The organism is Chryseobacterium sp. P1-3 (assembly GCF_000738495.1).
Lineage (GTDB): Bacteria > Bacteroidota > Bacteroidia > Flavobacteriales > Weeksellaceae > Chryseobacterium > Chryseobacterium gallinarum.
Map to the genome: position 1 here is coordinate 48751 of NZ_JPEQ01000024.1, position 13116 is coordinate 61866.

General features: G+C 37.9%; 8 protein-coding genes and 2 pseudogenes. 9 read left to right on the top strand and 1 reads right to left on the bottom strand.

Annotated elements, in window-relative coordinates; translation table 11 throughout:
• Positions 1–12 precede the first annotated feature (12 nt).
• Positions 13–585: a hypothetical protein gene (locus tag HX13_RS25135; RefSeq protein ID WP_238555580.1), complete on the top strand. Its 573-nt coding sequence runs from the start codon at positions 13–15 to the stop codon at positions 583–585.
• Entirely contained in the window at positions 557–1942 is a 1386-nt protein-coding gene (locus tag HX13_RS20755; RefSeq protein ID WP_238555581.1) for a M1 family aminopeptidase, read from the top strand. The genes HX13_RS25135 and HX13_RS20755 overlap by 29 nt, the downstream gene beginning before the upstream one ends.
• A gap of 67 nt (positions 1943–2009) precedes the next feature.
• Here the strand turns inward: HX13_RS20755 and HX13_RS20760 are convergent, their stop codons facing one another.
• A complete protein-coding gene (locus tag HX13_RS20760) occupies positions 2010–2888 on the bottom strand; it encodes a cupin-like domain-containing protein (RefSeq protein WP_050022629.1) in 879 nt (292 codons plus the stop codon).
• 158 nt (positions 2889–3046) lie between these two features.
• Here HX13_RS20760 and kbl point away from each other — a divergent pair, with 158 nt between their 5' ends.
• The 7 genes and pseudogenes from kbl to HX13_RS20795 form a co-directional block, all read left to right on the top strand.
• Positions 3047–4243, top strand: a complete 1197-nt coding sequence (gene kbl, locus HX13_RS20765; protein ID WP_050022630.1) for a glycine C-acetyltransferase — start codon at positions 3047–3049, stop codon at positions 4241–4243.
• A 169-nt stretch (positions 4244–4412) separates the two neighbouring features.
• Positions 4413–4966, top strand: a pseudogene (locus tag HX13_RS20770) (CopD family protein).
• Positions 4967–5025: 59 nt separating this feature from the next.
• A pseudogene (locus tag HX13_RS20775) lies at positions 5026–5755 on the top strand (ABC transporter permease subunit).
• A 4-nt stretch (positions 5756–5759) separates the two neighbouring features.
• Entirely contained in the window at positions 5760–7430 is a 1671-nt protein-coding gene (gldG, locus tag HX13_RS20780) for a gliding motility-associated ABC transporter substrate-binding protein GldG (RefSeq protein WP_050022631.1), read from the top strand.
• A 198-nt stretch (positions 7431–7628) separates the two neighbouring features.
• Positions 7629–9272 (top strand): T9SS type A sorting domain-containing protein, encoded by a 1644-nt coding sequence (locus HX13_RS20785; protein ID WP_050022632.1) that lies wholly within the window; start codon positions 7629–7631, stop codon positions 9270–9272.
• Positions 9273–9278: 6 nt separating this feature from the next.
• Positions 9279–12503, top strand: coding sequence for a hypothetical protein (locus HX13_RS20790; RefSeq protein ID WP_050022633.1), 3225 nt, complete (start codon positions 9279–9281; stop codon positions 12501–12503).
• Positions 12504–12509: 6 nt separating this feature from the next.
• A partial coding sequence (locus HX13_RS20795) for a DUF6443 domain-containing protein (RefSeq protein WP_238555583.1) occupies positions 12510–13116 on the top strand: 607 nt, incomplete at its 3' end.

Below are 13116 nucleotides of genomic sequence, written 5' to 3' on the forward strand. Positions count from 1 at the left end.
AAATTTCTAATTATGAAAAAAATCTATCTTTTGTTGTTGGTTCTGTTGGTTTGTCAGCAGTTTTATGGGCAAAAAAACAATGAAAACATCGAAAAGAAAGGATTGGTTAAAAAGGAGATGAAATCCTTTGCCAGTAAAATGGTCGCTTATAATATTAATCCGAATACTTTAAATTACGATTTGCAGTACCAGAGGATGGATGTGACTTTAGATCCGGCAGTTTATTATATTTCCGGATCAGTAACTTCCCATTTTAAACCGAATCAGAGCATGGGAAGTATCTATTTTGATCTTTCGAACTCTCTGACGGTTTCCCAGGTACAATATCACGGGGCCAATGTTGCTTTTCAACAGCTTCCTACAAAAGAAATAAAAATTGATTTTCCAGCCTCTATTCCTGCCAATACAGTAGATTCTCTAACCATTCATTATTCAGGAGCACCCGCTACCAACAATAATGCTTTCTCTACAGGAAGCCAGGGAAGTACCCCGGTTCTTTCCACTTTAAATGAGCCCTATGGAGCTCAGGACTGGTTTCCTACAAAACAAAGCCTGAATGATAAAATCGATAGATTTGAATTTTAAAATCACTACACCTGCACAATATAATGTGGCTGCTAATGGAAAACTGATGTCTGAAACATCTCTTTCCAACAATCAGAAGCTTACGTTCTGGAGAACAATGTATCCTACTCCTGCTTATCTGATTGCTCTTTCTATTACCAATTTTGTGAAATTGAATGATACAATCGGAAATCCTCCATTTCCATTTGTGAATTACGTTTATCCGTCTACCAGTACCAATGCTACCAGCATGGCTAATATTGAGTGGACCAAACAAATAATGAATACATTTGAAACGTATTTCGGACCATATCCTTTCCGTAATGAAAAATATGGACACATGGAATATATTTACGGCGGTGGTATGGAGCATCAGACAATGTCCTCATTAGGAAGCTGGGGAAGAGGACTTATTGCCCATGAGCTTGCCCATCAATGGTTTGGTGATAAAGTAACGTGCGGAGCGTGGAATGATATCTGGCTCAACGAAGGATTTGCTACTTTTGGGGAGCATCTTGCCAATGAAAAACTACTGATGACCAATTCTGAATTTATGAATTATCTGTCAGGAGAGATCAATTATATAACAAGCGGTACGGGAGGAAGCACTTATGTTCCTGATAACGGACTTTCGAGTATCAACAGAATCTTTGACAGCAGGCTGAGTTATGCCAAAGGAGCCTATGTTTTGAGAATGTTGAAATGGATTTTGGGTGATACAGCTTTCTATCAGGCACTGAAAGACTATCATGCAAGACCGGCACTTGCTTATAATTATGTAAAAACTTCCGATTTCAGTGCTTCACTGCTTCAGTCTACCGGGAAAGATTTTACAGAATTTTTTAATGACTGGATTTACGGGGAGGGCTATCCTACCTATACTATAAAGTGGAGACAATCGGGAAACCAGGCTGTATTTAAGGTTTCTCAGACTCAAAGCAGCCCTGCAGTAACCTTTTTTGATATGCCGTTACCTGTAAAAGTGAATGGAACCGGCGGACAGACTGCTTATCTGGTATTGAATAATACCTCTAATGATCAGTATTTTACCGAAACAATATCATTTCCTATAGCCAGTGTTCAGTTTAATTATGAATATCAGATACTTGAAAGGAATTCTACCGTAAGCCAGGATAATACATTAAGCGTAGCTTCAGCAGAGAAAGATAATTTCGGCTTGTATCCCAATCCTGCAAAAAATGAACTTTATCTGAAAGGAGTTCACAAAGAAACAGCATTTTCCATTCATGCAATAGATGGAAAATTATTGCAGGAGGGAATTTATAAACCTGGAAAATCAATCGGGATTTATGAGTTGGTTCCCGGAGCCTATGTCTTTACGATCAAAGAGAAAAATATTAAATTCATTAAACAGTAGGCTGTGCTGTTCCGTGATTAAAATAGGATAGAACAGAACGAGATATTTAAAGACAGACAGGAAGTTTTCATATTTGAAAGCTTCTTTGTTTTTTAGCGGCTTTAGTTCCCCTTTCCCGGGCAATTCTTGTTTTGTATTTAAACCATTTTTCTTTGAGAAGTCTCCGCATCAGATTGTCAAAATTCCGGGTGATCACTAAGTTTTTAAATCCACGCCATTTTTCAGAAAAAGCAGATGGAAGAGCACGTACAGAGACAGAATATCCCCCGGTTTCATATTGAATATAATGCCACCATCCGGAAGGAATATAAAGCGTTTCGCCGGGATGAAGAAGTGTTTCATAGCCTGTCAGATACAGCAGTGCAGGAAATTCGGAATAATCTGGATTTTTAATATTGGCAAGGCTGTGGAAATTATAGGGCAGCCTGTACATGAGATCCGATTGTTCCCAGGGAAATAGCCATATCCTTTTGGTTCCCTGGAACTGAGTAATAAAAACATGGGACATATCGATATCAATATGATTCCTTGTCACTGAGCCTTCTCCTCCAAAAAACATAAATGGTAGCCATTTTAATATTTTGCCATTAGTCACATCATTATAGATAATGTCATTTTTCAATTCCGGTTTACTATTCAGCAGGTTAAATAAAAAAAGCCGGTGTTCGGTAGGAGAAGTACTTATCAGGTCCAGGTATTCAGAGAATGTAGTTTGTGCAATAGGATTGCTGGCGACTCTGTCCAGGGAATCAAGTTCACTTCCGTATATATTAACAGGAATATTTCCCGCAATTTCTTTGAAATACTGATAATTCCATTTTTGAAAGGCAGGGCTTTCCGGATCTATAAAGTCTTCAAGAACAACCGGAAGACGTGGTTTCATATATTGATTGATAAATTTTCCTGAACTTATCTGACTCACTTTCTGAATAGGTTTTAATCTCATATTTCCAAATTTTAAACAAATATACTTATTATCCTACTAAATTAGTAGACTAAGTATATTAAAAACCGGAAACAAATCAAATTTTTAGAATTAACCTGATAAAAGGTCATATTTTACCGCCTTTTTATTAAATTAGCACATCTAAAAAATTACGAAAAATGATCTCTGAAAAATACCTTCAGCATTTACAGAATGAGCTTCAGAATATTGAGAATGACGGACTTTACAAAAGAGAAAGAATCATCACTTCTCAGCAGAGTGCAGAAATAGAAGCCAACGGGAAGAAACTTCTGAACTTCTGTGCCAATAATTATCTTGGACTGTCCAACAATCCGGAAGTAATGAAAGCTTCCCAGGATATGATTGACTCTCACGGATATGGGATGTCATCTGTACGTTTTATCTGTGGAACACAGGATATTCACAAGGAATTGGAAAAAAAGATTGCCGATTTCCTGGGACTTGAAGATACTATTCTTTATGCGGCTGCATTTGATGCTAATGGTGGTGTTTTTGAACCTTTATTTACTGAAGAGGATGCTATTATTTCTGATGAACTGAACCATGCATCTATCATCGACGGGGTGCGCCTTTGTAAGGCAGCCAGATATCGATATAAGAATAATGATATGGCAGATCTGGAAGCACAGCTTATTGCGGCTTCTGAAAAGAATCATCGTTTTAAAATTATCGTAACGGACGGAGTTTTCTCAATGGATGGTATCGTGGCTAATTTAAAAGGCCTTTGCGATCTTGCGGATAAATACGATGCCCTGGTAATGGTGGATGATTCTCATGCAACAGGATTTATCGGTAAAACAGGACGTGGAACCCATGAGGCCAATGAAGTAATGGGAAGAGTAGATATTATTACTTCTACCTTAGGAAAAGCTTTAGGAGGGGCTCTTGGAGGGTTTACTTCCGGTAAAAAGGAAATTATTGATATGCTGAGACAGCGTTCCCGTCCTTACTTATTCTCCAACTCACTGGCTCCCGGTATTGTAGGAGCTGCTTTGAAGGTATTGGATATGATTTCTGAAGACACCTCTCTCCGTGATAAAGTAATGGAAAATGCAGCGTATTTCAGAACTGAAATGAAAGCCAAAGGTTTTGATATTCCTGATGGTGATGCCGCTATTGTTCCGGTAATGCTTTACGATGCCCCACTTTCACAAAAAATGGCTGAAAGACTTATGGATGAAGGAATTTATGTCATCGGATTCTTCTATCCGGTAGTACCTAAAGGAAAAGCGAGAATCAGGGTACAGTTGTCTGCTGCCCATACAAAAGAGCATCTGGATAAAGCGATTGCCGCATTTGAAAAAGTAGGGAAGGAATTAGGAGTGATCTCTTAATACGGGATGATCTCATTCATGAAAATATAATCTTCGGCTCGGGCAGCTTTGCTGCCCCGAGCCGAAATATTTTTATATAAAATGCAATTCCCGTTATATTTTCCGGATCAAAAGAATTTTATTTTTAACAATTAGATAAAACCTTATCTTTGCTTTTAATTTTTTCTGAATGCTTTATACAATAATCAAAGCGCTGCATATTATTTTTTATGGTAAGCTATTTTGCGGGAATTTTTTTATCTCGTAAGAATTTTTGTTTACTATAAGGATACTGATGAATTCCCGGAAGAGAAAAAGAAAATTCTGAGGGAGCAGTACGCCTTTATGGCCAGGAGGCTGTGGAACATTATCACTGTACCTGCCGGAGTGATTATGGCAGTATGCGGACTGGTAATGATCCTGTTAAATCCTGGACTGATGAAAATGGGCTGGTTCCATCTGAAACTGACTTTCCTGATCGGGTTGGCTGCTTATCATTACTGGTGCTGGAAAAAAGTGCTTCAACTGAAGATATTGCATGGAAATACATTACCGATTGCCAATATCAAATTGAGACAGGCAAATGAAATTGCTACATTTATTTTATTCCTCGTGGTCTTTACCGTTATTCTGAAATCCATGGTAATTGAGTATTGGTGGCAATTAATTACAGGATTTTTCGTTCTTGTATTTCTGATCATGATGACAGTGAAACTCGTTAATAAAAATAAAAAAAACAAATAATTGTGGAGTAGAGTGTATACCCTTGATACACGATACCTTTTACATTTTTACAAAAAACTATGATTGCAATTTTAAAGAAGGAACTTTGGAGTTACTTTGGGAACTGGAGTGCATGGATTATTATTGCTGCTTTCAGTCTTATCGCAACACTATTTTTGTTCTTTTTCGACAATGATTCCAATATTTTTGAAATCGGGCAGGCATCGCTGCAAAGCTATTTTGTCTTAGTTCCATGGCTGTTGATGTTTATTATTCCGGCACTTTCCATGAAAACTTTTGCTGAAGAACAGCAGACAGGAACTTTAAACTGGCTTTTTTCGCAGCCATTGAAGGTTTCAGACCTGGTAACCGGGAAATTCCTTTCGGTATGGATTGTTGGGATTTTATGCCTTATTCCTTCTCTGATTTATCTTTATACAGTATACGTTCTGGGAGTTCCGGAAGGAAATATTGACCTGGGGATGACATTCGGAAGTTATATCGGGCTGGTAATCTTAATTGCAGCCTTTTCCGGAGTGGGAATCCTGGCTTCTTCATTGTCACAAAACCAGATTATGGCTTATTTGCTGGGTGTTTTCATGTGCTTTATCATGTATTTTGGTATTGAGCAACTGGCTAGTTATAAATTGTTGGGGGGAGCAGATTTTATCCTTCAGAATATAGGCTTCTACCAGCATTTTTTTAGGCTTTACAAGAGGACTTATTGATTTGAAAGATGTAGCCTATTTTATTCTGGTTATCGGAGCTTCATTAGTATTGTCCAATCATTTTATTAACAAAAAGAAGTAGAGCTATGAAGAAGATTAATGTTAAATCTCCATTAGGAATTTTTTTATTTGTTATCGTTCCCCTGGTTATTATCCTGGCTTATTCGGGAGGCAGGCTCGATTTAACCAAAGAAAAGAGATATACGCTTTCTGATAATACCATCAAAGTATTGGAGTCTGTTAAAAAACCTTTGACTGTTGAGGTCTATCTTGAAGGGGATTTCCCGGCAAGCTTTAAGCAGCTTCAGGGCGAAACAAAATTTATGCTGGAAGAGTTCAGAAAAATTAATCCAAAAATCGATTTTAAATTCATCGATCCTATCAAAACAAAAATGTCCCAGGATACCCTGATGGCCATGGGAATGCAGCCGTCTATTCTTCCTGATATTAAAGATGGTAAAATTTCCCAGATTACCCTTTTTCCCTATGCTGTAATCAAATACGAGGCTGATGGGGTTTCCATTCCGCTGGTGGTACAACAGGCCGGTATTGATGCTGATCAGCAGCTGACAAGGTCCATTGAAGGATTGGAATACAGCCTGGTTTCAAACATTAAGAATATCGCAGCTGATAAAAGAAAGAAAATAGGAATTTTAGTCAATCATGATGAATTGAATCCGGATGAGTTTCAGGGATTTGTACAATTGGCCATGGAGAATTATGATGCGGGACCTATTATTCCTAAGAACCAGACCGAACTTTCACTGGAAGATGTTCCTTTACTGAAACAAATGAGTGCCCTGGTGATTGCAAAACCCAGAAAAGCATTTACCGATAATGAAAAGGTAATCCTTGACCAGTATATTATGAATGGAGGGAAGACACTTTGGATGATTGATGCTGTAAATGCTGAAATGGATACATTGACAAGAGCTAAAAAAGTAATGCCTTTCCCTGTTGACATCAATATGACCGATTTCTTTTTCAATTATGGGATCAGAATCAACCCCGCGCTGGTAAAAGATGTTAAGAAGTTTGCCTTATTAAGGTTAGTAACCGGGGAGGTGAGTGGTAATCCACAATACACGAGTTTACCCTGGCCTTATTACCCGCTCGGGATCGCAGAGAATAATAATCCGATTACGAAAAATATTAATCCTGTAAAATTTGAATTTCCTACTTCTATTGATACATTGGGCGGCAGAAAGAATATCAAAACAAAAGTACTTTTTGAATCCAGTGAAAGAACTTTATTGAAGCAGGTTCCTAACTATGTTGATTTAAAAGAAATCGCCAGTGTAGACAGCCTTGGACAGATGGAAAAACCAAGTACACCGAAAATTTTCGCGGTAGCATTGGAAGGAAAGTTTAATTCTGCCTATGCTTCCAGGATTGAAAGAAAGTCTTATCCGGGTTTCAGGGCAGCAAGTCCTGAGAATAAAATGATCGTTATTGCTGACGGAGACGTTGGAAGAAATAAAGTAATCAAAGGGAAACCACTTCCTTTAGGAGTAGATTTGTTGACCAACGAACAATTTGGAAACGAACAGTTTCTGAGGAACGCATTAGATTACCTGCTGGACGACAGCAACCTCATGGAATTGAGAAACAGGAATATTGAAGAGAGACTTCTGGACCGCCATAGAATTACCGAAGAAAAAACAAACTGGCAATGGCTGAATTTATTGCTTCCGCTGGCAATTATTGGGTTAATGGGAGGGTTGTTCTTCTGGCTGAGGAAAAAGAAATTTAGATAAAATTAAAGAGAGGCAAACGCTTCTCTTTTTTGTTTTTTAGTTGTAATAAAATGCGACAGCTTTTGTCGCTTAGCGTCAATACATTTGCCTCGTGAGAGTTTAACATTCATATTAAGTCACATTTATAGGATTTGGTGTGTTAAAAATTGTTAAATTCGTAAAATTTAAACCAGTAATAACTTTTAAAAACAACAATACATGAAAAAGCTCTACATGAGTACACTCACTTTGTGTATAGTCTTAGGTTTATCGGCCCAGGAAGTGGTTTGGCAAAAAGACATCAAATCCTCAACGCAGGATTTCCTGAGCCAGGTGTCCACCACAATAGACCAGCAGTACCTTATCACAGGCAGCAGTATTCAGGCAGGAATCCGGAAGCAGGGAGCAGGAAATGCTGCCAGCCAGAACAACGGCTACGATTTCCACCTGGTAAAATTAAACCAACAGGGAGAACAGGTCTGGGAGAAGTATTTCTCAGGGCAAAACCATGATTATTTGTCAGCTACTGTAACCACGCAGGATGGGGGCTTCCTTTTAGCCGGGACCTCCTATTCCGGAAAAGGGCTGGATAAAAAGGACGATTCCAAAGGCGGCTCTGATATCTGGCTGGTCAGAATCAACGAATTCGGGGATGAATTATGGCAGAAAACTTTGGGAAGCCCTTCCGATGAAGAAGCCAGGGCAGTGATTCAAACCACCGATTCAGGATTCTTTGTAGCGGGAAATGTACAAAACTCTTCTAAGGGTTACGGTTCCAAAGATGTCTGGATAATAAGACTTGATAAAGAGGGAAAAGAACTCTCGCAACTTGTTTTAGGAGGAAAAGGTTTAGAGGAAGTTGAAAAAATGATTCCCACGAAAGACGGTGGCGCTTTGTTAGGCATCTATTCCAGAAGCGGAGTTGTTAATATGAGCAATAGTCAATCAACAACTAATACCCCGGATTTATCTTCCAAAACTGCGGGTTCTGTAACCAGAAGCCAAATGCCAAAAACCAGCAGCAACTATGGTGAAGGCGACTACTGGATTGTAAAACTGGACAAAACCGGGAAGATAGAATGGGAAAAGAACTATGGAGGTAAAGGAGATGATCATTTGAGGACCCTGGCATTGACCTCCAGCGGCTATCTCATCGGAGGAGAATCCAGATCGGAAAGATCCGGGAACAAAACAGTAGGAATAGAGGAAGGAACAGACCTTTGGCTAATTGCCCTTAACGAAAGAGGCGAAGAGGAGTGGCAAAAATCCTACAACTTTAAAAACCGGGATATTTTGATGGGGATGAGTGTGATAGGCGGGGAGCTGGAAGCAGGAAGCGGGAAGTCTACCAAAGGAATTCTTTTGGGAGGTTACACCCAGGCAGAAGGAAGGATTGAAAAGGACGATGAAACTTTCTGGATGCTGTACCTGGATGGAAATGGCAATGAGCAGTGGCGGAAACATGTGGGAGGAGAATCGAGGCAAAGAGAGGAAAGGCTCTCAGACTTGAAGCTCAACAGGGATGGTTCTATTATCCTTGCAGGAACCAGCGCAGAAGAGCTGGGGAAAGAAAACTGGAAGATTGTAAAATTGGGAGACAAGCAGGTTGATCAGTTAATTGAAAAATATGATATTAAGATTTATCCTAACCCAGTGTCAGATTATGCGTATATAGAAATCGGCGTTGATTTCAAGGAAGCTGAGATTTTGTTGTATGATATGAGCGGGAGACAGCTTCAGAGTTTGAAAACTAAGAATAAAGTGACTAAGATTAATACCCAGGCTTTGATTCAGGGGGCTTATCTGGTGACGATAAAGACTGATACTAATAAAACGGCGAATGCTAAACTGATTAAAAAATAAACACTCATGAGAAAAAATATAACATTGGCAGGAATTGCTATTTCTGCTTTGATTTATGGACAGAGTAACACATCTCAAGATTATACTACTAATACAAATGATGCAGGAAAATACATTCCTAAAATATTACCAACAAGTCCCCAATCTTTTAAATTCAGCCAGTATGGGAATGTTCCCATAGGAATGTTTACCGGAGCCCCCAATATTAATATTCCTATTACAGAGTTAACAGTAGATGGAATAACTAACTCCGTGTTTCTAAATTATGCTTCCAATGGAATTAATGTGGACGAAATGAATGGCTCCGTAGGATTAGGCTGGACCTTTATCTCCGGTGGAGTAATTACCAGAACTATAAGAGACAAGCCTGATGAACAAAGTAGTATTGCTAGTGGAGATGTTCCATTGTTGGAAAACTTTCCTTCCCAACAAACAGCATATCTGACATTATGTGAAAATGATGATTTTGATTCTGAACCTGATGTATATACTGCTAATTTTGGTGGGAATAGTGTAAAATTTGTAATCAATAAAGTAGGTAAAATTATAATGCTAGACCAAAAAGATTATAAAATTTTACGAAATGATAATGGGAATTTATTTTCTATTATCTTGGATAATGGTGTCCGGTATAATTTTAATGATGTAGAGTATATACAAAATAGAACGTTGAACACTGGTGTACATCAGATACCATCGCAATATGCTCAATCTTGGTATCTTTCTTCCATTGTTACCACTAATGGGCAAACTCTTTCTTTTGAGTATCAGGATGTAAATTATACAAATATAGTCTCACAATCTCAAACTATGACGTATACAAGTGGTGCTCAACAAAAATATGGAAGTATAAGATATGATCAAATTAATCGCCCTTATTGCCTTGTAGAGTATTATACAATACTACCTGAAATAGGGCTTACGGCAGAATCACAACAGATAGTAAATGGCAAACAAATCAAAAAGATATATGATGCCAATAATAATTCAATCGTTTTTTCCTACTTAGCCCAAAACGAAGATTATTCGAAATTAGTCAATATAAAGAAGTATCATAACAATATTATCATGGATGATATTAGTTTTAATTATTTAACAACAAATTCTTCAAGAGTATTCTTAACCGAAGTATTGAATAATAAAACCAATTCGTCTCATAAATTCACGTATAATAATCCTCAAAGCTTTCCATCAAGATTAAGTTTTTCCAGGGATATGTGGGGATATTATAATGGAGCAAGCAATAGCAGTCTTGTGCCTCAATTATTTTCGAGTAATGATACTACAGCTCCTCAATACAATGGAGCCAATCAGAAAGTTGAACCTTCCTATGGCCAATACGGATTATTAAAGATCATTACTTATCCGACAGGGGGAAGCACCTTGTTCAATTATGAAAATCATGTAAGAAAAGAAAATGTTTTGATTCCTGCACCAGAAGTTAATATAGGTGCTTCAGCTGTCAATAATTCCAATACATATGATTCAACTCAAGAGTTGACTATTACACCTGCAAAGTCTGGGTACGTTCGTATTGGATTAGCTAATTACCTATACCCATATGGCTACTGTAAAGACAGTCCGGATTTAGAAACAGATAAACAAAAAGGTGAAATGTGGGTAAAAGATCAAAATGGAAATTCTCTACCTTTGTTTGAGATGATTCCTGGTGTTGGATTAAGCCCTATTGGAAATACAGCAGATTCTGCCTTGAATAATAATCAAACAGCCTATGTATATGTAGAGAAAGACAAAACTGTTAAAATTACTGTAAAAGCATGGTTTGTCTGCTGTCAGGCGTATATTCAGGTCTACTATTTTGACCAGGAAGATAAATATATATTACAAGATGTATTACAAGGTGGATATAGGATTGCTTCAACAGTTGATACTCTCAGTGATGGTATACCCATCACTAGAAAATATAAATATATTAGAGATGATGGCGAGCACTCAATCCATGTTGTAAGAGACCCAATTTTTAAGGACGTTATAACTACAGCTTCTTTTTGTGCGAATACTAATACAATACCCGTATTATCTTCTTATACTGCCATTACCTCAACAAACATAGGAAGATTATTTTCTTTTACCCCCAATATTTTCTATGATACCGTGGAAGAACAAATAGAGGGACAAGGAAAAACTATACACCATTTTAGTTTAAGTCAAGATTACTGGGGAAATTCTATTAAAGGAAACCCAATCATCTCGGCTCCATGGACAAACTCAGGCTGGAATAGCGGTAAAGAGTTATTAACCGTCTATAAAAACAATGCAGGATTGACCTTAAAAACTGTTGAAAATAATTATATTGAAGATCAGGCAAGAACATCTTACTTAGGAGGTATCAGCAGGCGAAAAATTTATGAGCCTCTGGTAAATGATGGAACGTGGAATAATTTTGAAAATCTGGATGTAGTGTATTATAAAAACATCAGCCGTTTTACTTATTTACAATCTCAGAAGACTACTGATTATTTGAACGGCATACCTGTTGAAACTAAAACTGAGTATTTCTATAATAATCCTTCTCATTATCAGTTAAGTAAGCAATTAAGTACATTGTCAGACGGAATGATCAATGAAGCTAACTACGCTTATGCCCACGAAAAAGGAAATCAAAAGTTGATTAACGCCAATATGATTGGTATCCCTTTGGAAACGACTGTGACAAAAAAACAGAACACCAATGATCCCGGAAAAATCATTTCCAAAACTGAAACAAAATATGATGATCCGGCAACATTATTTCCTACTTCTGTATTGTCTTATGATTCTCAAACGTCAGCTCCTACAACCGAAGTTACTTATGACAAGTATGACTCTAAGGGAAATCTACAGCAATACACTACAAAAAGCGGAATTTCAACCGTAATTATTTGGGGCTATAACCAGACTCAACCTATTGCTAAAATAGAAGGAACAAAATTATCAGATATCAATCCATCTGCTATTAATGCGATTATTAGTGCTTCCGATACCGATGCAACAGCAGGAACTAATAATGATGAGACATCATTCTTATCAGCATTGAATACCTTTAGAAACAGCCTGTCCGGTTACCCGGTTACCACTTACACTTACGATCCTTTGATAGGAGTTCGAAGCATCACCCCACCATCCGGGATAAGGGAAAGCTATATTTATGATTCGGCTAACAGACTTGAGAAAGTGATTGATGTAAATGGCAAAGTGCTGAAAGAAATGAAGTACAATTATAAAAACTAATAACTGATGAAAAAGATAATTATCCCGGTAGGAATATTGCTGTTGGGCAATGTAAAAGCCCAGCTTACCCCACTTCCCAATACGGAAAACTATGTGCAGACTAAAACTTATCTTGATTACAGCGGAACAACAGCCACAAAATCATCCGAAACTGTTCAATATTTTGATGGCCTTGGCAGGCCCAAACAGGTAGTTGGCGTAAAAGCCTCTCCTTTATGCAAAGATGTGGTTACCCATATTGAATATGATGGTTTCGGAAGGCAGGTTAAAGATTACCTACCCATTCCCCAATCCGGAACCCAGAACGGAGCTATCTATGCTTCACCTCTTGGAAATGCTTCATCCATCTATGGTGCGGAAAAGATTTATTCAGAAAAAGTGCCGGAAAACTCACCTTTGGATAGAATTCAGCAACAGATCCAGGTGGGTAATGACTGGGCTGGTAAACCTGTGAAATTTGAATATGGAACGAATGCTTCTGATGAAGTCTATCAATTTGTTACTTCCACAACCTGGGAAAACAATGCGACTAAAAGTATTCTGAGTTTATCATCAACACAAACCTTTGCTCCCAATCAACTATATAAAAATACAGTAAAAGATGAAGATGGAA

Bases quoted from the DNA above. Each gene is read 5' to 3' on its own strand.
- HX13_RS20790 (WP_050022633.1), top strand. From the start codon at position 9,279: ATGAGAAAAAATATAACATTGGCAGGAATTGCTATTTCTGCTTTGATT.
- HX13_RS20760 (WP_050022629.1), bottom strand. From the start codon at position 2,888: ATGAGATTAAAACCTATTCAGAAAGTGAGTCAGATAAGTTCAGGAAAA.
- HX13_RS25135 (WP_238555580.1), top strand. From the start codon at position 13: ATGAAAAAAATCTATCTTTTGTTGTTGGTTCTGTTGGTTTGTCAGCAG.
- HX13_RS20755 (WP_238555581.1), top strand. From the start codon at position 557: ATGATAAAATCGATAGATTTGAATTTTAAAATCACTACACCTGCACAA.
- kbl (WP_050022630.1), top strand. From the start codon at position 3,047: ATGATCTCTGAAAAATACCTTCAGCATTTACAGAATGAGCTTCAGAAT.
- HX13_RS20785 (WP_050022632.1), top strand. From the start codon at position 7,629: ATGAAAAAGCTCTACATGAGTACACTCACTTTGTGTATAGTCTTAGGT.
- gldG (WP_050022631.1), top strand. From the start codon at position 5,760: ATGAAGAAGATTAATGTTAAATCTCCATTAGGAATTTTTTTATTTGTT.